This is a genomic window from Chryseobacterium sp. KLBC 52 (assembly GCF_003347605.1).
In the GTDB taxonomy this organism is placed as follows: Bacteria; Bacteroidota; Bacteroidia; order Flavobacteriales; family Weeksellaceae; genus Chryseobacterium.
The window spans coordinates 1-21871 of the sequence record NZ_QDFZ01000017.1; the positions used below are offsets into that span (position 1 = coordinate 1).

At 37.3% G+C, this 21871-nt stretch carries 22 protein-coding genes; 9 read left to right on the plus strand and 13 right to left on the minus strand.

The window, feature by feature from the left end; translation table 11 throughout:
• Positions 1–48 precede the first annotated feature (48 nt).
• The 4 genes from DDF69_RS17070 to DDF69_RS17080 form a co-directional block, all read right to left on the minus strand.
• The gene (locus DDF69_RS17070) at positions 49–918 is read right to left on the minus strand and encodes an IS3 family transposase (RefSeq protein ID WP_228411904.1); all 870 of its coding nucleotides are present in this window, start codon (positions 916–918) and stop codon (positions 49–51) included.
• Positions 915–1349 (minus strand): hypothetical protein, encoded by a 435-nt coding sequence (locus DDF69_RS22320; RefSeq protein WP_228411903.1) that lies wholly within the window; start codon positions 1347–1349, stop codon positions 915–917. The genes DDF69_RS17070 and DDF69_RS22320 overlap by 4 nt, the downstream gene beginning before the upstream one ends.
• A 136-nt stretch (positions 1350–1485) precedes the next feature.
• Positions 1486–2505, minus strand: a complete 1020-nt coding sequence (gene pelA / locus DDF69_RS17075) for a pectate lyase (RefSeq protein WP_114821842.1) — start codon at positions 2503–2505, stop codon at positions 1486–1488.
• A 78-nt stretch (positions 2506–2583) separates the two neighbouring features.
• Positions 2584–3771, minus strand: a complete 1188-nt coding sequence (locus DDF69_RS17080) for a DUF4861 family protein (RefSeq protein ID WP_228412031.1) — start codon at positions 3769–3771, stop codon at positions 2584–2586.
• A 206-nt stretch (positions 3772–3977) separates the two neighbouring features.
• Between DDF69_RS17080 and DDF69_RS17085 the strand changes: the two genes are divergently transcribed.
• The 5 genes from DDF69_RS17085 to DDF69_RS17105 all read left to right on the plus strand — a co-directional run bounded on the left by DDF69_RS17085 (position 3978) and on the right by DDF69_RS17105 (position 10258).
• A complete protein-coding gene (locus DDF69_RS17085; RefSeq protein ID WP_114821843.1) occupies positions 3978–4331 on the plus strand; it encodes a hypothetical protein in 354 nt (117 codons plus the stop codon).
• A gap of 189 nt (positions 4332–4520) precedes the next feature.
• Entirely contained in the window at positions 4521–6773 is a 2253-nt protein-coding gene (locus DDF69_RS17090) for a TonB-dependent siderophore receptor (RefSeq protein WP_114821938.1), read from the plus strand.
• 3 nt (positions 6774–6776) lie between these two features.
• Complete coding sequence (locus DDF69_RS17095; RefSeq protein WP_114821844.1) at positions 6777–8222, plus strand: ABC transporter permease; 1446 nt, start codon at positions 6777–6779, stop codon at positions 8220–8222.
• Positions 8223–9569 carry a DUF3526 domain-containing protein gene (locus tag DDF69_RS17100; protein WP_114821845.1) on the plus strand — a complete coding sequence of 449 codons (1347 nt, stop codon included), beginning with the start codon at positions 8223–8225 and terminating at the stop codon, positions 9567–9569.
• A complete protein-coding gene (locus DDF69_RS17105) occupies positions 9563–10258 on the plus strand; it encodes an ABC transporter ATP-binding protein (RefSeq protein WP_114821846.1) in 696 nt (231 codons plus the stop codon). The genes DDF69_RS17100 and DDF69_RS17105 overlap by 7 nt, the downstream gene beginning before the upstream one ends.
• A 98-nt stretch (positions 10259–10356) precedes the next feature.
• On the opposite strand, the gene DDF69_RS17110 is transcribed toward DDF69_RS17105, so the two are convergent.
• Positions 10357–11652 carry a cryptochrome/photolyase family protein gene (locus DDF69_RS17110; RefSeq protein ID WP_114821847.1) on the minus strand — a complete coding sequence of 432 codons (1296 nt, stop codon included), beginning with the start codon at positions 11650–11652 and terminating at the stop codon, positions 10357–10359.
• 218 nt (positions 11653–11870) lie between these two features.
• On the opposite strand from DDF69_RS17110, the gene DDF69_RS17115 reads away from it, so the two are divergent.
• Positions 11871–12089 carry a hypothetical protein gene (locus DDF69_RS17115; protein ID WP_162800957.1) on the plus strand — a complete coding sequence of 73 codons (219 nt, stop codon included), beginning with the start codon at positions 11871–11873 and terminating at the stop codon, positions 12087–12089.
• 63 nt (positions 12090–12152) lie between these two features.
• On the opposite strand, the gene DDF69_RS17120 is transcribed toward DDF69_RS17115, so the two are convergent.
• From DDF69_RS17120 to DDF69_RS17130, 3 genes are all read right to left on the minus strand, one after another.
• Positions 12153–12917, minus strand: a complete 765-nt coding sequence (locus tag DDF69_RS17120; protein WP_114821849.1) for a hypothetical protein — start codon at positions 12915–12917, stop codon at positions 12153–12155.
• The gene (locus tag DDF69_RS17125; RefSeq protein WP_114821850.1) at positions 12914–13408 is read right to left on the minus strand and encodes a MarR family winged helix-turn-helix transcriptional regulator; all 495 of its coding nucleotides are present in this window, start codon (positions 13406–13408) and stop codon (positions 12914–12916) included. The genes DDF69_RS17120 and DDF69_RS17125 overlap by 4 nt, the downstream gene beginning before the upstream one ends.
• Before the next feature lie 114 nt (positions 13409–13522).
• Positions 13523–14368: an AraC family transcriptional regulator gene (locus tag DDF69_RS17130; protein WP_114821851.1), complete on the minus strand. Its 846-nt coding sequence runs from the start codon at positions 14366–14368 to the stop codon at positions 13523–13525.
• 71 nt (positions 14369–14439) lie between these two features.
• On the opposite strand from DDF69_RS17130, the gene DDF69_RS17135 reads away from it, so the two are divergent.
• Together DDF69_RS17135 and DDF69_RS17140 are read left to right on the plus strand one after the other, a co-directional pair.
• Complete coding sequence (locus DDF69_RS17135) at positions 14440–15816, plus strand: MFS transporter (RefSeq protein WP_114821852.1); 1377 nt, start codon at positions 14440–14442, stop codon at positions 15814–15816.
• 38 nt (positions 15817–15854) lie between these two features.
• The gene (locus DDF69_RS17140) at positions 15855–16244 is read left to right on the plus strand and encodes a hypothetical protein (RefSeq protein WP_114821853.1); all 390 of its coding nucleotides are present in this window, start codon (positions 15855–15857) and stop codon (positions 16242–16244) included.
• Positions 16245–16308: 64 nt separating this feature from the next.
• On the opposite strand, the gene DDF69_RS17145 is transcribed toward DDF69_RS17140, so the two are convergent.
• The 3 genes from DDF69_RS17145 to DDF69_RS17155 all read right to left on the minus strand — a co-directional run bounded on the left by DDF69_RS17145 (position 16309) and on the right by DDF69_RS17155 (position 19187).
• On the minus strand, positions 16309–16959 hold the full coding sequence (locus tag DDF69_RS17145; protein ID WP_114821854.1) for an HD domain-containing protein: 651 nt from the start codon (positions 16957–16959) through the stop codon (positions 16309–16311).
• A 91-nt stretch (positions 16960–17050) separates the two neighbouring features.
• Complete coding sequence (locus DDF69_RS17150) at positions 17051–17908, minus strand: AraC family transcriptional regulator (protein ID WP_114821855.1); 858 nt, start codon at positions 17906–17908, stop codon at positions 17051–17053.
• A 121-nt stretch (positions 17909–18029) separates the two neighbouring features.
• On the minus strand, positions 18030–19187 hold the full coding sequence (locus tag DDF69_RS17155; RefSeq protein ID WP_114821856.1) for an MFS transporter: 1158 nt from the start codon (positions 19185–19187) through the stop codon (positions 18030–18032).
• A gap of 193 nt (positions 19188–19380) precedes the next feature.
• Here DDF69_RS17155 and DDF69_RS17160 point away from each other — a divergent pair, with 193 nt between their 5' ends.
• Complete coding sequence (locus tag DDF69_RS17160) at positions 19381–19992, plus strand: GNAT family N-acetyltransferase (RefSeq protein WP_114821857.1); 612 nt, start codon at positions 19381–19383, stop codon at positions 19990–19992.
• Between the two features lie 49 nt (positions 19993–20041).
• Here the strand turns inward: DDF69_RS17160 and DDF69_RS17165 are convergent, their stop codons facing one another.
• Both DDF69_RS17165 and DDF69_RS17170 read right to left on the minus strand, forming a co-directional pair.
• Positions 20042–20956 (minus strand): helix-turn-helix domain-containing protein, encoded by a 915-nt coding sequence (locus DDF69_RS17165; RefSeq protein WP_114821858.1) that lies wholly within the window; start codon positions 20954–20956, stop codon positions 20042–20044.
• A gap of 78 nt (positions 20957–21034) precedes the next feature.
• Positions 21035–21832, minus strand: a complete 798-nt coding sequence (locus tag DDF69_RS17170) for an SDR family oxidoreductase (RefSeq protein ID WP_114821859.1) — start codon at positions 21830–21832, stop codon at positions 21035–21037.
• Positions 21833–21871 lie beyond the last annotated feature (39 nt).

The following is a 21871-nucleotide window of genomic DNA, read 5'->3' on the forward strand; positions in this document are numbered from 1 at the left end:
TGACTAGTCCTGAAAATCTGATACAGATTATAGTACAAAAATAAATAATTAAACCAGAGTAATTTTACTATTGCTTTGGTTTTTGTTTTTATAGGTTTTCATTTTAATTTGTGACTGTTTATGCATTTGGTTTGGAGTTAGATAATGATTTGAAAAATGTGGGCGTAAATTATTGTAGATTTCGATAGATTCATTTACTATCTTTTTCCTTAAATTGTTGTTTATATCATGTTTATCAATATCAAACTCATGCTTTAAAATACCATTTATTCTCTCTGCTACTGCATTTTGATAAGGATCAGAGTTTTGTGTCATACTACATTTTAATTGATGTTTCTGTAAAAGTCTTTGATACTCATTCGAGCAGTATTGTAAACCACGATCGGAATGATGGATTAAAGATTCTCTCATACCTTTATACTTCTTTAGAGCTCTTTTTAAAGCTATAATACTACTCTGTGTATTTAAATTGTCTGCAACAAAGTGTCCCATTATTTTCTTAGAATACGCATCAGTTATTAAACTTAAATAGCTTGGATTTTTTCGGTTCCCTATATAAGTAATATCTGCAACCCATACCTGGTTGGGCTTTGTTATCTGATAGTCAAGGAGCAGGTTCTTATGCTTTCTAAAACGATGATGAGAGTTGGTTGTAATGTGATAGCTTTTGCGAGGTTCAATCAATAAATGATTAGCTTTTAAGATGGCAAAGAATTTATCTCTCCCTACCTTAATGGAGCTTAAGGATCTCTGTAAAATAAAATATAATTTCCTGCCTCCTAACCGGGGCATCTTAACACGAAGATTCTCTACCAGCTTTACTACCTCTGAAGCTTTATCTTTACAAACTTTCGTACGCTTGATACTTCTATAATAGATTTGTCTATTTAACCCTAACAATCCACAAGTAAAAATCAAAGTTTCTTTTTCTTTACTGCGGAAGTAATCGATTGTTCGGGTGGTGAGTTTTTTCGAATATCAATGTGATATTCTTTCTCAGCCAGATCAATCATCATATCAAAAAATATGGACTTCTTATCTGCAATATAAGCCTGCTTTTCTAAAAAAGCCTTTTGCTTTTCAAGAAGCCTTACCTGGGCTTCTAATTCCATAATACGTTGTTCAGGTGTTTTTTCCATGGCATAAGGTCTTTGGTTTTCCCAATCAAAGTTACCATATTTTCTCAGCCAATTTAAAATAGTACCATGAGATTGAATACCATATTTCTTACGACAACTAGTAATAGTGGATGCTCCACATTCAACTTCTTTCACGATTTGAAGTTTTAAACTTAAACTGTAATCCTTCTGTGTGCGTTTAATGTACGTGGATCTTAATGTTTCTTCCATAACGATTCTTTTTTGTGTATCGCTATTTCAGGACGAGACAAGTAGTCATAAAAGGAAGAGGGCGTCTCAGAAATGAGATGCTCTTTTTTATTTGAAAAAAATAAGCGGGATGAAACCCGCTCCTGTTAAAGATCAATTATTCACTTAATTTATTTTTCTCAAGCCATTTCGGGTATTCCTTGGCTAAAAGCTTTTCTGCAAAATCACCAAACCAGCTGTATCCGTTTCTCCTCTCCTCCGAAACTTCATTATAATTGTATTTTACACTTCCATCACGGTCTCCAAACAAAGGTTTATTGGTATGAATATCATAAAACCTAGCCCAGATCACAGAGTTTTTATCTTCAGCCAATACTCTTACCGCTTTTCCATTCTGTTTTGTCACATTGTAGCTGTACCCTTCTATTTTATTCTGTCTGAACCATTGTATGGCAGCTTTGATTGATTTTTCAATCTCAGGAGTTACCGGCTGCATCATTAAAAACCTTATAATTCCAACAGATTCTCCGGTGGCTAATGAAATGGGTTCGAAAGCTCTTGCCTTATCCGGCTGCAGTGTAATCTCATGATACTGATCTGCCCAAATGGAAGGAATTCCTTTCTGCAGAACCTGAGTTTTTAAAATACACCCAATTCCTTTTTGTACGGCAATTTTTGATTTTTCTTTTAATAATGAGGAAACCACATCAAAATTATTCTTTCCTTCCGCTGCATTAAAAAGAACCGTCAAAGCGTTGATCATCGCATTATCATTATAGGTCACCTGCTTTCTGTAGAGCCCTGAATTAGGGTAATACTGAGGAAAACCTCCGTTTTCATACTGCATAAGAAGGAGATAACTGATTCCTTTTTCCGCTGCTTTTAAATAATCCGGATTTTGGGTTGTTGAATAGGCTTTAATCAACGCAGTGATCTCCCTTGAGGTGGCATTGTTATCAATTGTAGCGTGATCATCACCTGTTGATTTTATCTTTTTTAAAAGAGCATCATCAATCGGCAGATTATAATTAACAACCGATTTATCCTCAAGCTGTTTTCCCCAGCCACCATTGGGAAGCTGATAGATCAGCATTTTCTCCGCTAATGTATCTTTCACCTGAGCAGAACAGTTAACCGACAATATTCCTAATGCAAATGTGTATATTTTTAGATTCATTTTTTATTATTTAAAATTAAACTGAGCATTTTACCCTCAAACACTCCCACCCTATAACTCTCAAACCCTCAAACTCTCTCATCTAATAACTTTCACCACCAAAGGTTTCGCAATGATCTCCGACTGTTTCTCAAGCAATCGCTCCCAATCGCTCTGTGTCTGAACCTGTCCGCTTTTCTGCCACGCAAATCCTGCATAATAGGTTAAGACTTTTGAAGGCTTGGTCACAACATACAGATTACTTTCATCTGGAATTTCAGAAGTGAAGGCAAGTGATTTTTCAACAATTTTAGGATCTATTACAATTCCTTCTCCTACAAATGCATCATCAATTTTTTCCCAATGAAGATAGTATCCGCTTTTATCATTCAGTTGAGTTTTTCCCTCGTTTTTGTGAAGGGTAATCCCGATGGTGTAATTCGGAACGGGCTTTTCTATTTCAAAAGTGGATTCAAATTTTGAGAAATTGGAACCCAGATCTAAAGAAATTCTTTTGGTTTCTTTCACTCCATATTCGCTCCATGGCTGGTAAGTAAGTTCAAAAACAGTTCTCAAAGGACCTTCGGCAATTGTTTTGGAGGATATAAAGTTTTGGGAAGTCTGAAGTTTTTCATTTTTCCATATCCCGATTCCACCCGTTCCACGGCTGTTTCCTACATGATAAGGATCGTAGCCCTCACCTCTTGTATCTTTATGATAATACATCGGATCTGTGAGATAGCCTTTGTACCATTTGTTGATCACAGGCAGATCTGTTCTTTTCAGCCAGATATCTACGCCGCTTGAAAGAGTACTGCTTTTGATTCCCTGTAAAGCTTCCTGCTGGCCTTTCGGACCATATACTCTGAAGGCAATCTTGTCGTTTTCCCAGGCATAATCATCTACCCTTTCCGGAACCAGCCTCGAATAAGTGGAAATTCTGCTTTCCGGAATCTGAACCTTTCCGTTCGCTACAATTGTATAAGAATTCGTCTTCCCTGCATCAATACTCACCTGAAAAAGCAATTCTTCGCCTTTTCCATCTCCATCATAATCAATCCATTGAATGGGAATCCACTTTCCTTTTACATCTTTTATTCTAAGGTCTTTTTCAGTATGCTTACTTAAAAATGATTTCAATACAGTATTGGGAACTGCTACCACTTCATTTCTGGCAAAACTCAAAGGATTCGTAACCTGAATAATGCTTTGAGCAGGTAAAAACCCGAAAGTAATGCAACCGATTGCGCAATTTAAGCCCCGAAAGGCAGTTTTTGAAATCAACATAAATTTAATCAATTAGTTAATTGATCAAAAATATAAATAATTTGCTAATATTCTACTGAAATTAATTCAAATTTTAAAGACTAAATCAACACGATTTATGAAAATAATTAAATCATCTTCATTTCAACCCAAAACTAAAAATATCCAGTACTTTTTATTCATCATTCAATTTTTATCAAATTAAATTGTACATTTGTTTTTCTATTATGCAAAAATTTCTCAGAGTCTTTTTTGTTTTTTCTTTACTTCTGATATTTGTTTCGAATGTCAGCGGGGTAACGACATGTCTTGATCATGCCAGGCACGCCAAAAGTAAAGTGATTTATAAAAAAGGTTCAAAAGAAGAGAAAATTCCTACCTTTTCACAGGACGACGAATGTCAGTGTGCGCTTCATCTGCATATGACCAATATTCTTCTCCCTGAACCTTTGAATTTGGATTTTGCTATTGACACAACCAATGATAGTGAAATGCCACAACCAAAAGCCATTTCATATCGTTGTCTTCTGGACTTTTTCAGTTCCAGAGCTCCCCCATCCCTATTTTCTGCGGTAGCGTAATCTATGCTGCCCTAATATTTCGTTTACAGATTTTTTAGTCTGTACTGTAATTCCGTGGATACCTGTGTCTTCACACCAGTAAGGATATCCTTTTTATTAATGGGCAAATTCACTGCCCGTACATCCCTGTTCATGATTACCAGTAATTTTAATTATTCGGAAATAATTCATTGTATTTCCCCAAATTCTATGAAACTTTTTAGCGTAAGTTTCATCACCGCATCATCATTTCTCTGTGCCCAATCCCGTTCTGAAGATTCATTATCTACAGTGGTTCAAACCGTTGAGGTCATCGGAAGAAAGTCTAAAGATTACACTTCTGACTACTCTTTTGCCGCCACCAAGATTGCAATGAAAAACAAAGATCTACCCTTAACACTCAATACCGTTACCAAAGAACTGATCACCGACCGTCAGGCTTTCCAGCTTGGAGATGTGATGAAAAATGTGAACGGAGTTTCTCCTTCCAGCTACTATAACCAATACAACATCCGTGGCATCAGCCAGAATGAAGAAGGCCAGATCATCAATGGAATGAGGACAAGGCAATATTATTTTTTACAGCCGATGACTTCCAATATTGAACGTGTGGAGGTTTTTAAAGGGCCGGCAAGTATTACCATGTCCAGTGTAGATCCCGGAGGAACGATCAATATGGTTACCAAAAAGCCATTGTCAAACCCTCGTCATGAAATCAGTTTATCAGGTGGAAGCTTTGAAACTTACCGTGTCACTACAGATCTTACAGGTCCTTTAAATAAGAGCAAAACTTTATTATACCGTTTTAACGGAGCGTATCAGAATGCTCATTCATTCAGGGATCATGTTAAAAACAGCGGTATTCTCATTTCACCTTCTATCACTTTTGTTCCGAATGAAAAAACATCTGTGAATGTAGAAATGATTTTCAATGATCTCTATGGAAATCTTGACCGCGGACAGCCGATTTTCGGAGCTGTGGCCGGAAAAACAGATTTGTACAGCACTCCAAGAAGCCTGAATTTAGGCGCTCCGGATGATTTTTTTAAAACCAGAGAACTCATAATCATGGGAACGGTTGCCCATCATTTTAACCAATCCATCAGTTTTAATGCTTCCTATATGAAGCAATATTGGAGAGAAAACCTGCAGGAACACAGAACAACCAACTCTTTTGTGCCTGATATGGATAACAAATCGGTTTCCAGCCTTGCCATGATGCAGTTTGTACAGAGAAAGCAGAACTGGGCCACAGATAACATTAATGCTTATTTTAATTTTAAATTCAAAACCGGTGCTGTGCTGCATCAGGCTTTGATGGGCTATGACAGTCAGATCTGGGAAAAACGCAAAGGCGGACAACAGAATGCTGCAAGAGGTTTCCTTTTGAAGAACGGTTCTGTAGCTTCTTCTTACAACCCTTCAAAAGCCTCGGAATATCAAACGGTTAACTATAATGGAACGATTATTCCTAAACCTAATGTCACTCCATTTGATCTGAATCCGGATGCTGTAAATTATCAGGGTACTGATTTTAATACCCTTAATGTGATTACACCTTTACCTTCTGCTCTTACTACCACCCATGCAGCTTATATTCAGCATCTTTTTACCTGGAAAAAGTTTAAAATCTTATCGGGAATCCGTCAGGAGTGGTTTCAGGATATCACCAATTTCAAAGAAACCAATGAAACATCTTTTACCAACAACAAACTGCTATACAGATTCGGTATTACTTATAGTGTAACGGATCATATCAATGTTTACGGGACGTATCTTACAGGTTATCAGCCTCAATCCAATACCGTAACGTTGATGCCCAACACCTCCGGTCTTACGGGATCGGCAGCAAGACTCAAACCTTTAACTTCTGATCTTAAAGAATTAGGAATCAAAGCTCAAGTTTTTGACAGAATCTCAATGAATCTTGCTGTGTATGAAATCAACCAGAGAAATATTTTAATCAATGCCAATAATCCTTCAGAACCTGATGAGCTTGTACAGCGCGGGGCAGACCGAAGCCGGGGATTTGAAGCTGAGTTTTCCGGACATATCCTTCCTCAATGGCATATTTACGGAGGCTACAGTTATATTGATGCTAAAATTCTGGATGATACCAACCTTGATCTTGTGGGAAAGAGAAAGGAAAACACGTCTAAGAATTCGGTGAATATCTGGACGCGCTACAATTTTTCAACGATTGAATTCCTCAAAGACTTTGGAATTGGGGCAGGAATGCTTTATCAGAGCTCTAAAATCCCGTGGTTTACAAGGAGTTTTGAGCTTCCCGCCTATACTACGATAGATGCTGCTTTGTATTATACTCCGGCAAAATCTGTTCAGCTTTCTTTTAATCTGAATAATATCACCAACAAAGTCTACTGGATCGGAGCTCAGAACTACCTCAGGCTTTTCCCGGGAACTCCAAGAAATTATTTACTAACTGCTACTTATAAATTTTAAACTATGGCTATTTCAAACTTACAATTGATGGTGAGAAAAACCTGGCAGGATTTGTTTAAAGGAAAACAAAATCTGCTCACCACGATTGCCGTACTCCTGTTCTGTATGCTGAGTATTGGCATAGGATATACAAAATACACGGACTCTTTTTCAAAAATAAAAGAATACCGGAAAGAAGTGCGGGAAAGCTGGGAGCACAGACCAGATAAACATCCGCACCGTATGGCACACTATGGATATCTGGTTTTCAGAATCGGGCATCCATTGAATATTTTTGATAATGGACTGGATGATTATTTAGGAAACGTCATATTTCTGGAGGCCCATAAACAGAACACTGCCAACCTTTCGGAAGCAGGAAGTTCCGGAACTTTAGTCAGATTCGGGGCGTTTAGCAGTGCATTTATTCTGCAGAGTATTGTTCCATTGATTGTTCTTTTTCTGGGATTTGGATTAATTGTTCAGGAACGTGAGAATGCCACTTTAAAGATCATCAGTGTGCAGGGAGCTTCCGGAAGAGATATTATCTGGGGTAAAATTCTGGGACTCTGGCTGTTTTCTTTATGTTTCCTGATTCCGGTTATTCCTGTTGTTTTCATGGCTGCATTCATGTCCGAGACTACCAATACAGCGGATATTGTATTACGCTTATCATTTCTGCTGCCAGCTTATATGATCTATTATTTTTTTATCTGTACGTTAACCGTAGTAGTTTCTGCGAATAGTAAAAGCACCTCATCAGCACTGATCAGCCTTATTGGTTTCTGGCTTCTTTTTATTATTGTTTTGCCTAAAGGAATTCAGTTTGCAGCACAGAATTTATATCCTGCACCTTCCCGGATTGCTTTCGAAACCACTCTGGAAAAAGATATTTTAAAATCCGGTGACAGTCATAATCCTGATGATCCGCATTTTAAAAAAATTAAAGATTCTTTACTGGCAAAGTATCAAGTGAAAACAACCAATGAACTTCCTTTCAACTACGGTGGATTTGTCATGAAGGAAGGAGAAAAAATAAGCTCACAGATTTACATCAGACATCAAAAAGAATTGCAGACCATTTACAACAAACAGCAAAGTCTGACAGATTTTTCAGGGTTGATTAATCCTGCGATAGCCATTAAAAACTTTTCCATGATTGCTACAGGCACAGATTTCTTCTCTTATAACCAGTTTCAAAAACAGGCAGAAGAATATCGCTATCAGATGGCTCAACATTTAAATGATTTGCAAATTGAGCAGATCAGCAATATTAAACCGGAAAACGGCGGGCCACCTGCTGTCATCGACCAACACAACTGGGAAAAGTTTCCGGATTTCCAGTACCGGTATACTTCCGTTCTGGATAGTCTGAAACAACAGCCAATACCTGCTGCTGCATTAGTTCTATGGATGGCTATCTGCATTATTGCGATCGAAATAAGTGGAAGAAAATTAAAATTAATCTAAATGAATCGTTATTTATATACCCAATTTTACCGTAACAAAGCCTATATCATTGCACTGCTGTTTTTATTGATAGCCGGACTGATGGCTATTTATACAGGGAAAAAGTTTTTAGACAGAAATGAAGATATTATCTCCAAAAGCGGAGCTTTCCAAAAAGAAAGTATAGAAAGGAATACAAAATTTCATAAAGATGATCTGGGGCTGGTTCTTTATTATATTAAATTCAATCTGGTAAATGAAACACCCAAACTGGCTGCTTTAAATATCGGAATGCGTGATTTAAATCCTTCTATTCAGGGATTAACCATCCGAAATCTGGAGGAACAACGCTACAATGCTGATTTTTATAATCCTGCCAATGCAGCGGTTGGAAATTTTGACTTTAGTTTTGTCATTGTTTTCCTTTTCCCACTGGTGATTGTCGCATTCTGTTATAATTTGATTTCTGAAGAAGAAGAAAGAGGAACGTGGAAACTGCTTTCTGTCCAGAGCGGTAATTTGCAAAAGCTTCTGGATCAAAAGATGCTCATCCGTCTTTTGGCTGTAACGGCTGTTTATCTTGCATTAATTATCATCGCTTCGATCTGGATAAAAATACCTTTAGACTCTTCCTATATTGCTTTTATGATCAGCGGTTGGTTGTATATTCTGTTCTGGTTTGCCCTGTGCAGATGGATTGTTTCTTTCCGTAAATCATCGGCTCAAAATGCATTAATCCTTCTTACCGTATGGGTGGGAATCAATTTTATTATCCCGATGAGCAGTAATATTCTGATACAAAAGATCTATCCGGTTCATGAATCTCTTAAAGCCGTAATGGAACAGAGAGAGGGCTATCACAACAAATGGGATGAGGCCAAAAGTCCCACTATGGAAAAGTTTTACAAAGCCTATCCACAATACAGCAATTTTAAAGTAGAAGAAAATGATGCCTTCACATGGACCTGGTATTATGCCATGCAGCATATGGGAGATCTTGAATCTGCAAAATCTTCAGAACAGTATACAGAAAAAATGCAAAAAAGGAATCAGGCAGCAAACTATTTGGGATATCTCCTTCCGAATCTTCATACTCAGCTTTTAGAAAGTCATCTGGCAAAATCTGATATGCAGAATCATTTGCAGTATGCTGCATCACTCAAGAAATTCCATGAGAAAAAAAGGTTGTTCTTCTACCCTCTTATTTTCTCGGGAAAAAATGCGGAATCTATCAACTGGGCGCAACAAACCATACAGGTATTTAAATTCTCCGAACATATACAATGGATAAAAATCCTTCTTCCTTACCTCATCTTCATTGCTTTGTTCATCATCCTTTCACAATACAAATACAGAAAACTATGTTAAAAACAGTCAACCTACATAAAAAATACAACGATTTTACCGCCCTTCATGCTCTTAATCTGGAAGTAAAAAAAGGAGAAATTTTTGCGCTGCTCGGACAAAACGGAGCCGGAAAAAGTACAACCATCAATATTCTTCTGGGACTCATTAAAGCGACTTCCGGAGATGCTTTCATTAATGATATTTCGGTAAAAGAAGAACCTCAAAAAATAAAAAAACATCTGGCTTATATTCCAGAAACAGTCCTTTTATATCCTAATCTCACGGGTATAGAAAACCTTGATTTTTTCTCTAAAATTGCAGGGTTTGATTATCAGAAAGATGCACTTGCAGCGTTACTTAAGCGCACAGGATTACAGGAAATAGCGCATAACAAAGCATTGGGAGGATATTCCAAAGGAATGCGCCAGAAAGTAGGAATTGCCATTGCACTGGCTAAAGATGCGAAAGTACTTCTCCTGGATGAGCCTACCAGCGGGCTGGATCCTATTGCTACAGCAGAGTTTACAGAAATTGTACGTCAGCTGGGCAAAGAAGGCAGAACGGTTTTAATGGCGACTCACGATATCTTCAATGCAGTGAGTGTAGCTACGAATATCGGGATTATGAAGCAGGGAGAACTGGTACAGAATTTACCGTCCAAAGCATTTACAGCACAGGAATTACAGGAGCTGTATCTGAAAACAATCTGATGAGCCTGTTACTTCAGTAAGTAACTTTTCATATTAAATATCAATTGGTTGATGCCCGGTGACATTTTCGTTGCCGGGCATTTTTCATATCACATTATTTATGTCAATGCTTTTTTATACTCTGATAAAGCTCTTTCACGGGCAAAGGTATGCTCTACGATGGGAGAAGGATATGCTGGCGTATTCCATTCCGGCAGCCATTTTTTGATGTACAATAAGTCTTTATCAAATTTTTCTGTCTGGGCCGTTGGATTAAAGACCCTGAAATAAGGAGCCGCATCACAACCTGAACCTGCTGCCCACTGCCAGTTTCCATTGTTTGCAGACAGATCGTAATCGTTGAGTTTTAAGGCAAAATACGCTTCTCCCCAACGCCAGTCGATCAACAGATGTTTACATAAGAAACTTGCCACAATCATTCTTACCCGATTATGCATATAACCCGTCTGATTCAATTCTCTCATTCCGGCATCTACGATGGGATAGCCTGTCGTTCCTTCGCACCAGTGTTTAAACTCATCTTCATTATTCCGCCAGTGGATATTATCATACTGTTTTTTGAAAGATTGATGAACCACCTGAGGAAAATGATATAAAATCTGCATAAAAAACTCACGCCAGATCAGCTCCGAAAGCCATACCGCGTTATGTTTCAATGCAAAAGCCACACATTTCCTGATGCTGATGGTTCCAAAGCGTAAAGCAATGCCGAGTTGTGTAGTATGTTGCAACGCTGGATAATCACGAAACTGATCATAATGATCTATAATAGAAGCCTCCAGAACCGGTTTTTTAAAATCAAAATCCGTTTTTTTGAAACCGATTTCCTTTAAAGTCAGAATCTCAGAATATTTCTGTGGAAAAAGGTTTTTAAAATTTAATTTAACAGATTGATAATGTTCAGGTGTTAACGCTTCCCACCATTTCCTGGCAAAAGGGGTGTAAACGGTATAAGGAGAACCGTCTTTCTTAATAATCTGGTCTTTATCAAAAATCACCTGATCTTTATAAGCTTTAAAAGGAATATTCTTTTCCTTAAAAAAATAATAGACTTCCTTATCTCTCTCAATCGCCTGAGGTTCATAATCCCGGTTACAGAAAACACCTTCAATAGTATATTCTTCAGATAATTTTCTGAATATTTCTATAGGTTTTCCATAATAAGTATTGACTTTTGAATGATATTTTTTCAATGAAACATTGATATCCGTCAAGGCCTGATGAATATAGTCAACCCTGCGGTCTTCTTTATCTTCCAGCTTTCCCAGAATATCGGTATCAAATATAAAAATGGGGATTACCGGAGCATCAGACTGGAGTGCATGATGAAGTCCAACATTATCCTCCAACCTCAAATCACGTCTGAACCAGAAAAGGGTAATTGTATTTTTCATAAAAATTCGTTTCAATTCCATGGATCATTTCTGTTTTAGAAATGCTTTCATAACTATTGATAAATATACAGATTTTAACCTATAAATAATTTTAGTAATTTATATGATTTGGCTTTATCATTACAATTTATATGATAATATGAATTAAAATTTTCCGACATTTGTCCCGATTTTTAAATGAATAGAACTCAGCAATGGAAGAATTTGAAGTACCGGTAATGTATAAGGGTCAAGAACTGCTTTTCAATGGAAAGCTGGCTACATTCTCTTATGGGTATAAATTGTATGTAGACGTAGATGGAACTGAAGTCGTTATTGAGCGTGATGATCACGGTGATTTAAGGGCTCTCCTTCCGGATGCTGCTGCGGAAAAAAATATAGACAAAGGACTTATTGAAGCCATTATAGAAGTATTTAAAGAGCTTCAGGTTTTATAATTGGTTCTGAATAAAAAGAGACTTTTGAAAAGTCTCTTTTTATTCCAATATATTGAGTTTCGTTTATTCGAAAACTACATAATTGACCTTATCTACGCCTGTATTTCCCGTTTTTTCATGATAAGCATACAAAACAAGTTCATAATTTCCCGGAGAACTGATTGTGTGATTTCCTTCAAACAGATTGGTTGAAACTAAAGACATCTCTACATTTTTTACAAATTTTCCGTCTTTTTTCAAAATTCCTTTCACTTCTATTTCATCGGAATTCCATACACCTCCTTTATCAATAACACATCCGCACATCATCACAATATTAGCCTGGAACAGGAAAGGTTTATCTTTAATACTGTTCAAAGCAATATACTGATGGGTTCTGGGTTTCAGAATATCAATAATATATCCCGGAATTTCGAGAATAATTCCTTCTCCCAAAATATGTTTTCCGGGAATCAGCCAGATTTCTGTACTTACCACCGCCTGCGCCTGTTTGCTGTTCAAAGGAGAGATTACTTCTATATTCACAAATGTAGGTTCATCAATATCCACGGCAGCCATAAAACCTCCTGTCTGTTCATCTGCAATGGAGTTTCCTCTTACTTTGGGCATTTTCATAATCAGATCCGTGTTTCCCGTACTTCCGGTGGTATTTCCTTCTGCCAGAATTCTTTGATTAAGCTTATTTCTGATGATAATATGAGCGCCGCCCAATGAAGTTCCGATAAATTTGGCATCTCTTGCTTTCGCTCTGATCATGATTTTCGTTTCCGTTGCCGAAATCATACTTGTGGAAAAAAGAAATGCTGTAATGAGAATTAATGCTTTCATGATTGAATTGATTTTAAATATTCCTGTTTAAACCTGTGGTGAAAGGATTCATTTTTTAATTCCTGATCAATATGATCCAGATACTTGAAAATTGACAAATCTTCTGATAATATCTTCAGAATTGTCTTCTCACAACTGTCCCAGATCTGCTCCAGCTGAGGAAGCATTTCAATTGCTTTGGGAGATAATGAAATGATCTGTTTCCGCTTATCTACACTGTCTTTTTTAATAATGAGGTAACCGCTTTCGCTCATTTTTTTAACGATAACCACCACCGAAGGATGGGAATATCCCAACGGTTCCGCAATATCGGTAATAGAAATTTCACCCTTTTGTTGCAGCAGCATAAAAACCAGATACCAATTAGGTTCCACATCAATTCCGAATTCTTTATAAAATTTCCGCACATCATGAGACATCCGGTCACTGATTCTCTTCAATCTGCTATCCAACGCTTTATATCCTAGTTCTTTAATAAAATCAAAATCCATCTGAAATATATTTGCTGTAAATATATATAAAAATATAAAGTCAACTATATAGTTAACTTTATATTTTTGGAATTAAATTTTAACTTAGTAAAAAGCCCTCTTCTAAAAAGATCTTTATTTAAAACTTTTCCTGTATTCTCCGGGAGTTACTCCTCTGTATTTCTTGAACAGCTTGGAAAGATGGCTTTCATCACTGAACTGGAGCTCATAAGCAATCTCACTTAGCCTGACACTGCTGTATTTTAAATAGGTTTCAACCAGTTTTAATCTATAGTCCAGCAGATAATCCTGATAAGAAATCCCTGTCTGCTGTTTAAAATATTCTCCGAAATAATTTCCGGAAATCCCAAAATGATCGGCAATAACCTGAATTCCGGTTTTCTCACGGTCTTTAATATGTTGTTGAATATAAGCAATGATCTTCATAATGGAAAAAGCTTTCCGGTTTTCCTGCAGAGCTGAAGTTTCACTCTGAATGATATTTCGGGCAATCAGATTCAGAAGGATCGACATGCAGTTGCGGATAATTAAATAATCATCAGCTTTATTTTTGAATTCATTGGCGATCTGCAGAATAAGGGTTTCTGCAAAGTTCTCATCATTTTTATTTCTGAAAACACACCCTGCTCTTGCATGATAATTATGGCTGATGTATTGCAGTTTATGTAAATTCTCACAGCTTTCAATACGATCCGCTTCCAGACGAATTTTATCAATAAATTCCACCGGACATTGAATACGGATAAGCTGAGCAGACTCACTTTCAAAGCGATAGACCTCATGTTGTGGAATAATAAAGAGCTTACCCTGAGAGAAATTAATCTTTCGCCCATCATAAGTAAACGTTCCTTTTCCTTTGACAATATAAATGAATGAGAGAAAAGTGTTGGTTTTAAAAATGATCTCTTCTTTCAGTTCTAATTCTCTTAAATCAATCTCTTCAAGAGGCAATCCTTTCATGATACACTGTATTTTCCTCCAAAAGTACAATTTTAACAGAACACAAAGCGGGTAATTTTGCATAAAAAAATATGAACATACATCCGAAACGGTGGCAGGCACTCAACTTTCTGATTGCAGGTGCTTTTCTTTCACCACTGGATTATTTTATTGTCAATATGGCTCTGCCTTCTATTAAAAAAGCAATGAATGCCAGTGATCATGAACTTCAGATGGTTATCGCCATTTATGGACTCACTTATGCAGCACTTGTTGTTTGTGGCGGACGTCTGGGTGATATTTTCGGTCGCAAAAAGATATTTATTGCAGGATTGTACACTTTTCTGTTTTCCTCTATTGCCTGCGCTTTTTCTCCGGATGTTACGTGGCTGATTATTTTCAGATTGTTTCAGGGTATTGGTGCGTCATTGCTTGCTCCACAGGTATTGGCTTCCATAAAAGACCTTTTCAACAGTCAGGAACAACCTAAAGCTGTAAGCCTCTTCAGCTCGGTATTTGGTCTTGCTTCGGTAATCGGGCAATTGTTTGGCGGAATTCTTTTAAGCATGCATTGGGGGCGATTTTCATGGGAAATGGTGTTTCTTGTGAATGTACCGATTACGGTAATTTGTATTGTGGGCATTCATTTTACCATGGACAATAAGAATAATAAAGCACAAACAGGTATTGATTTTACAGGAGCTTTGTTGTTAATTCTTGCTTTACTCATGCTCATCTGTCCACTTATTTTCGGACAGAAATTTGGATGGGCTTGGTGGATTTTTGGAATTCTTATACTTGGAATTGTAGTATTAATTTCATTTTTACAATATGAAACGAAACAGCTTCAAAATAATCGTCCGATTCTTATAGATCCGGCTTTGTTGCAGCAAAAACCTTTTGCTTTAAGTCTTCTGATTATTTTCTTTTACAATTTTACGGCCGGTTTATTCATTTGCTATCCTTATTATCTTCAGCAGTTTCTTCATCAAAATTCAATGGAGACAGGTTTGGCTATTGTTCCTTATGGGCTTGCTTTTTTCATAGCTCCTTTGGTTACTTCCAGAGTACAAATGAAAGCATACAAAATGATCTATCTGGGATTAAGCTTATTGATGACAGGCTTTCTGATGAGTGCAGTTACTTTTTATATTCAGCAGAAACCCTCGTTTGTCACTCATATTCCCCTATTTATTGCCGGATTTGGACATGGTACCATTATGCCGGTCATGATGCGGACAGCTATTTCCCTGGTTTCAAAAGACAAAGCCGGGCAGGCTTCAGGGCTGGTAAGCATCAGTATTCAGATTGGGAGTGTCACCGGAGGAGCTATTATTGGTACCCTGTTTTTTAATCTGATCCCAATTCTGGGGTTCACGGAAGCATTTGCAGCCGCTATAGGAATGATAGGTCTTTTTCAGCTGGCTGGACTTTGGGCAGGAAACAGATTAAGGAACATTATTGACTGAAAAATAAGTTTAAATCAAAAAATATAATACATTTAACAATGAACAATACAGAAAAGATCATCTGGGAAATAGAACAATTCCACAGGAATATCGAAAAATGGTTTCAGGGAAAAGCCGAAAATCAGGAAAGTCTTTATCAGGAGTTGTTATCCGGATTTTCACAAGATTTTAAAATGATTAATGGAAACGGAGATACTGTTACCCTATCGATGCTTGGAGAATGGCTTCCCACCGTATTTGGGAAATTTCCGGAGCGAAATATTGAAGTTGAAAATATTGAAGTTAATCATTCTGGCGATCATGGACTTGCGACCTATATTGAAACACAAGTCACAGGAGAAATCATAACTAAAAGAAAATCATCTGCAATCTTTTTGATCGATAAAGAAAAGGCACTATGGCTTAATCTTATCGAAAACTGGATATAAACAATAACAGCCCTGATCATCTAAGAATGTCCAGGGCTGTCAATTTTTTGAAAAAGCTATTTTCCTATTCAGACCACGGGGAATGTAAAATACAGTCGCAGAAGTTTTTTCTTTCAAAATTCGGGATCATGAAGGCGCAGACATCTGCTTTTATATTTCCGAAAGTAGTTTCTGTTTTATGCTCAAAACCACCGAAAAATGTAGGAATAATCTTCTTCTTGAAATCATTTCTCGGAAAAGCTCTGATAATCTCTTCCCGATGTTCTGCGCTCAGGTTTTCATAGCCTTCTCCCATCACATCTAATCCCACTCCTGAATACATTAAAGCGACTTCATTTTCTTTATGCTCTGCAATCCCAATGGTAGTGTGAAGTGCAATAGTATCCCAAACCAACTGAAGTTTATCCTGAGCAATACCATGGCCTTTCAAAAAGTCTCTGGCAGCATTGGCTCCGTCTACCTCAAATCTCAGATCAGGGCTGCTGTAATGAGCAACAAGTCCAAGATCATGAAATACGGAGGCCACGTACAGTAATTCCGAATCATGCGCTTTGTTTTCACGTTTTGCATTTAAGGAAGAAAACAGAAAAACACGCAAGGAATGATTGTAGATGAATTCTGTTCCGTGTTCCAATAGAAGTTCTGTCGCTTCTGTTGCAATCTTACTGTCCGGGATGATGATTCCCGCGACTTCTTTCATACGATGTACTGACATATCTTTATTTAATTTTACCCAAAGATATCCTGATTACAAATGCTTCGGAATATCAATAAATACCGATGAGATGTCAAAATTTCCGCCGAAACTATACTCCGATATGAATGAACTTACTGCGATAGTTTGCCGGCGATATTTCCGTATTTTTTTTAAAGAAGTGGCTGAACTGTTCCGATGTACCGAAATGAAGCTGATAAGCAATCTCTTTTACAGAATGCGAACTGAACTGAAGAAGTCTTTTGGCTTCCGCGATAATCTGCCCGTTGATGATTTCTTTGGCACTTTTATCAGAACAACGCTTACACAATTCACTCAACCTTCTTGGCGTAGTATTCAACAACTCCGAATAATCATTCACAGCATGAAGGGTGTGATACTTACTGCTCAGTAATTCCATAAACTTACGGTAAATGATATAATCCTGACTGTCAAAAGTTTCTTCTTTTACCATTTTTACATTCGCCAGCTTAATCATGATGATTTTCAGATAAGCAGCCAGCACGTCCATCTGATTGGTATAAGACTCCGTTTTATATTCCGTTAGTAAGCTTTTACATAAGTTTAAAAATTCATCTGTTTCGGTTTGATCCGGGATTAACTTTTGGTTGGCCGCAGCATTATTAAACAGAACTGCCTTGCAATTGCTGGCACTGGAAGGAACTCTTTCCCAAAAACAGTCGCCGAAGGAAATATGATAGCCAAAGACTTCAGAATCATTTTCAAACCTGCAGATCTGGCCTTTGGAGAGTAAAAAAATCTCATGGTCTGCAATATCAAAAGAATGCTCATCAATCGTCAGTACTCCTTTACCCTTTTCAATGATTACCATGTGATGATAATTAAGCCTCACAAAATCCACTAAATACGGCAGATCATCTTCCAATCGCTTTACGGAAAAAGAATGGTCAATAACAGATTCTGATACAATTCCTGAGACCGGTTTCATAAAAGGAAATTTTTAATAAAGATAGAAAGTATTTTAAAATGTAAGATTAGGTAACAACCACGAGCCGGAACATGTCAAAAAATGCTTAAAAGATGTCAAAAATCCCTTAAAAAGAAATTGATTATGATTTTCTGAAGACTTTCATCTGACCCGCCATAATCGCCAGTAAAATCCCAAAGCAGGCAAAAAGACCATATGAGTATCTAAGATCAAAACTTTCTGCAATATATCCGATAAGAGGCGGCCCCATCAGAAATCCTAAAAATGATATGCTGGAAACAAATGATAAAGCAATACTCGGTGCCACTGTACTCACTTTTCCTACTGTGCTGTAAACGGACGGTACACTCAGGGAACTTCCAAGACCAATGATCATAAATGCAATGATGCAGATCCACAGTTCCGGAAAGAAAACACTTAGAAAGAGGCCGCTGCTCATCAATAGGCCGCAACACTGCAGAACGATCTTTTTTCCATATTTTTCAATGATTTTATTCCCGATAAAACGTCCTAAAGTCATCATTAAGATAAAACTTGTATATCCCAATATAACAAGGTTTTCAGGTGCTTTAACTACAGTTTGAAAATAAACCCCGCTCCAGTCGAACATCGCTCCTTCAATCGCCATACTCAGAAAGCCTATAATTCCCAAACCAATCAGTGTAGGATTCACCGCTTTAAAAATTGAACGGGTCTGCGGTTCTGCTTTATGAATAATATTGGTCAGATTTTTTGTACTGTACAACCAAAGTATTCCTACCAGAATGAAAATAATAACAAAATGGTAAAAAGTTCCCACATGGAGATTGATCATCAGCAACCCGATTACTGCTCCTGTTAACCCTGCAAAGCACCATGCTCCATGACAGGAAGAAAGAAGCGTTCTTTTCGTGATAGATTCTATTTCTATAGCCTGAGTATTGATCGCAATATTGCACATATTTCCTGAAACTCCAAAGAAAAACAGTACAACACCTAATGTCCAGTATGAAGGAGATAAACCAATTAATAACAGGAAAAAAGGATACAGCATAAAGCATCTTTTAATAATCCCGCTGCTTCCGTAGATACTGATCAGTTTTCCGGCCAGAACCATCGTTGATAGCTGTCCTATAGGCATGAGCAGCAAAAGTGTCCCCAGCTGTGCTTCATTGATGGAAAGAGCCGTTTTTATGATAGGAATCCGGCTCGCCCAGGAAGAAAAAACAAGCCCATGGGCAAAGAAAAGTAAAAAACAGGCTGTTGGCATTTTGGCATTAAAAGATTCTTTCTCGTTCATTATGACAGTTTGATAAAAATTCCGTTTGCAAATTTAGCCACGCTCACCCATTAAAATCTAGTTCATTTTTGTCATTTTTATGTTCCATTTTAACCAATAATGGAAATGCCGACCTCATTATGGTGGAAAATCACTTTATTTTTTGAACACAGATTTTCATTTTTCATTAATTTCGTTGTATAAATAATGAGCCATGAAAGAAAAATGGATTGCTTATCCAACTATTTTGGAAGGAGAAACCGTTGAATTAATTCCTCTTGAAAAAGAACATTTTGAAGAATTATATGCTGCGGCTGCAGATAAAGAACTTTGGGAACTGGTTCCTACAGACTGTTCAGACAAAACCTTGTTTGATAAAAACTATGAATGTGCATTATCTGAAAGAGAAACCGGAAATCAATACCCTTTTGTCATTCGTCACAAAGAAACCGGAAAACTGATCGGATCCACACGCTTTTTTGAAATCTATCCCGCAGACCGGAAACTGGAAATCGGATGGACATGGATCACTAAAGAATTCTGGGGAACAGCCATCAATCTTGAATGCAAGCTATTACTCCTCACCTTCTGTTTTGAAATCCTGAAAACCAACAGAGTACAATTAAAAACAAAAGATGATAACTTCAGATCCAGAAAAGCCATCGAAAAAATCGGCGGTGTATTTGAAGGCATTTTACGTAAAGACAAGGTTCTCAGCGATGGCAGTACAAGAAATGCTGCTTATTACAGTATTTTGGATGATGAATGGACCACTGCAAAACTTAAAATTGAAGCTTTGATCAAAGCAAAACAAAATGTGAGCTAAAAAAGTATACCATAAAAAACACCCGATATTTTGGACCGGGTGTTTTTATCTAGTTGAAAGATTGTCTATAACTCAGAGGTGTTTTATCAGTTTTCTTTTTAAACAGCTTATTGAAAGACTGCGGATGTTCAAACCCCAGCGCATAAGCTACTTCAGATACAGAAAAACCTGTGGTGGTAAGATATTCTTTAGCCTTTTCAATCAGTTTTTCATGAATATGCTGCTGAGCATTCAATCCTGTAAGGTTACGAAGCATATCACTCAGATAATGAGGCGACAAATTGAGTGTGGAAGCCAGAAATTCTACCGTAGGAAGTCCTTTATTTAAGGTTTCCTGCTGATTGAAATAGGTTTCCAGTACATCATCCATTTTGGTCAATAAATCATTATTAACCGCCTTTCTGGTGATAAACTGTCTCTTATAAAAACGGTTGCTGTAATTGAGAAGAACATCAATGTAAGACACAATAACGTCCTGGCTTACTTCATCAATAGCGGTATTCAGTTCATTTCCAATATTGTCCAGTAACCCTGTAATGGTTGTCTTTTCCTGATCAGACAAATGCAGTGCTTCATTCGTATCATAAGAAAAGAAACCGAAGTTTTTGATATTCTTTGCCAAAGGATAACTTCTGATGAAATCCGGATGTACCAGCAGCGTATACCCACAGTATTCTGCATTCTCATCCGTAGAAAGAACCTGTCCGGGAGCCGTAAACATCATTCCTCCCTCATTAAAATCATAATATCCCTGTCCATAGCCCATTTTTCCGTTGGTAGAATATTTATAAGAGATTTTATAAAAATTCAGGATAAAACTTCGCTTCAGCATATCCTTTTTGACAGTCATCTTTGTATTATCCACAAGGCTTACCAGAGGATGAAGCGGTTTAGGGAGCTGCAGCATGCTGTGCAGTTCTGATATGGATGAAATTTTCAAAGGAGCATTATCTTTCTTTTCCATGATATAAAATTATAAATTATTTGGTGGAAAAGGCAGCATAAAGAAGATTTACTTTATACTACCTTTAAAAAATCCTGATTAAAGGAACTGTTTTCCTAACTGGTCTCTGAATACTTCATCACCCAATTCCAGGCGCTGAGCATACAAAGCTTTGGCATCTTCTCCGGCTACATATCTCAGATTTCTTTTGCCATCAGTCGCTGCTTCATACACTACTTCTGCAATCTGTTCAGGAGTAGAAGCCACTTCCATCATTCCTCCCATTTTGGAAAACAAGGAATCAATCATTTCTTCATAGGCAGGACTTGATGCAGAATCTAAAGAACGGCTTACAAAATCAGTCTTAATTCCTCCTGGAGAAACGGTTTTAATATCAATACCAAACTGATTCAGCTCAAAAGCCATACTTTCACTCCAGCCTTCCAACGCCCATTTTGTAGCATGGTAAATAGAATTTAAGGGGAAAGCAATCAAACCACCGATGGAAGTAGTAGAAATAAACATTCCGTTCTTTTTCTCTCTGAAATATGGAATGAAGGCCTGCGTTACGCGGATAACGCCTAATAAATTGGTGTTTAACTGTCTTGCAATCTGATCATCTTTTAACGCTTCCAATGGTCCCATAAGGCCATATCCTGCATTATTAAAAACCACATCCACATCAGTCAGTTCCAAAGTTTGCTTTACTGTAGACTGTATCTGGTCAAAATTGGTTACATCAAGAGGAAGTACCGTTACGTTTTCCAAAGCCGCAAGATCAGCCGCTGCTTCAGGGTTTCTCATCGTAGCGATTACTTTCCATCCTTTGTTTTGAAATAATTGGGCAGTTGCTTTTCCTAATCCTGTAGAAGCACCTGTTATAAAAATTGTTTTCATTTTTCTTGGTTTAAAATTACAGGACAAAGTTCTGCATTA

Excerpts from the sequence above, each read along its gene's own strand:
- DDF69_RS17080 (WP_228412031.1), bottom strand. The coding sequence starts at position 3,771 with ATGTTGATTTCAAAAACTGCCTTTCGGGGCTTAAATTGCGCAATCGGT.
- DDF69_RS17135 (WP_114821852.1), top strand. The coding sequence starts at position 14,440 with ATGAACATACATCCGAAACGGTGGCAGGCACTCAACTTTCTGATTGCA.
- DDF69_RS22320 (WP_228411903.1), bottom strand. The coding sequence starts at position 1,349 with ATGGAAGAAACATTAAGATCCACGTACATTAAACGCACACAGAAGGAT.
- DDF69_RS17110 (WP_114821847.1), bottom strand. The coding sequence starts at position 11,652 with ATGAAAAATACAATTACCCTTTTCTGGTTCAGACGTGATTTGAGGTTG.
- DDF69_RS17085 (WP_114821843.1), top strand. The coding sequence starts at position 3,978 with ATGCAAAAATTTCTCAGAGTCTTTTTTGTTTTTTCTTTACTTCTGATA.
- DDF69_RS17095 (WP_114821844.1), top strand. The coding sequence starts at position 6,777 with ATGGCTATTTCAAACTTACAATTGATGGTGAGAAAAACCTGGCAGGAT.
- DDF69_RS17100 (WP_114821845.1), top strand. The coding sequence starts at position 8,223 with ATGAATCGTTATTTATATACCCAATTTTACCGTAACAAAGCCTATATC.
- DDF69_RS17090 (WP_114821938.1), top strand. The coding sequence starts at position 4,521 with ATGAAACTTTTTAGCGTAAGTTTCATCACCGCATCATCATTTCTCTGT.
- DDF69_RS17155 (WP_114821856.1), bottom strand. The coding sequence starts at position 19,187 with ATGAACGAGAAAGAATCTTTTAATGCCAAAATGCCAACAGCCTGTTTT.
- DDF69_RS17130 (WP_114821851.1), bottom strand. The coding sequence starts at position 14,368 with ATGAAAGGATTGCCTCTTGAAGAGATTGATTTAAGAGAATTAGAACTG.
- DDF69_RS17165 (WP_114821858.1), bottom strand. The coding sequence starts at position 20,956 with ATGGAAAAGAAAGATAATGCTCCTTTGAAAATTTCATCCATATCAGAA.
- DDF69_RS17120 (WP_114821849.1), bottom strand. The coding sequence starts at position 12,917 with ATGAAAGCATTAATTCTCATTACAGCATTTCTTTTTTCCACAAGTATG.
- DDF69_RS17105 (WP_114821846.1), top strand. The coding sequence starts at position 9,563 with ATGTTAAAAACAGTCAACCTACATAAAAAATACAACGATTTTACCGCC.
- DDF69_RS17115 (WP_162800957.1), top strand. The coding sequence starts at position 11,871 with ATGTATAAGGGTCAAGAACTGCTTTTCAATGGAAAGCTGGCTACATTC.
- pelA (WP_114821842.1), bottom strand. The coding sequence starts at position 2,505 with ATGAATCTAAAAATATACACATTTGCATTAGGAATATTGTCGGTTAAC.
- DDF69_RS17125 (WP_114821850.1), bottom strand. The coding sequence starts at position 13,408 with ATGGATTTTGATTTTATTAAAGAACTAGGATATAAAGCGTTGGATAGC.
- DDF69_RS17160 (WP_114821857.1), top strand. The coding sequence starts at position 19,381 with ATGAAAGAAAAATGGATTGCTTATCCAACTATTTTGGAAGGAGAAACC.
- DDF69_RS17170 (WP_114821859.1), bottom strand. The coding sequence starts at position 21,832 with ATGAAAACAATTTTTATAACAGGTGCTTCTACAGGATTAGGAAAAGCA.
- DDF69_RS17145 (WP_114821854.1), bottom strand. The coding sequence starts at position 16,959 with ATGTCAGTACATCGTATGAAAGAAGTCGCGGGAATCATCATCCCGGAC.
- DDF69_RS17150 (WP_114821855.1), bottom strand. The coding sequence starts at position 17,908 with ATGAAACCGGTCTCAGGAATTGTATCAGAATCTGTTATTGACCATTCT.
- DDF69_RS17140 (WP_114821853.1), top strand. The coding sequence starts at position 15,855 with ATGAACAATACAGAAAAGATCATCTGGGAAATAGAACAATTCCACAGG.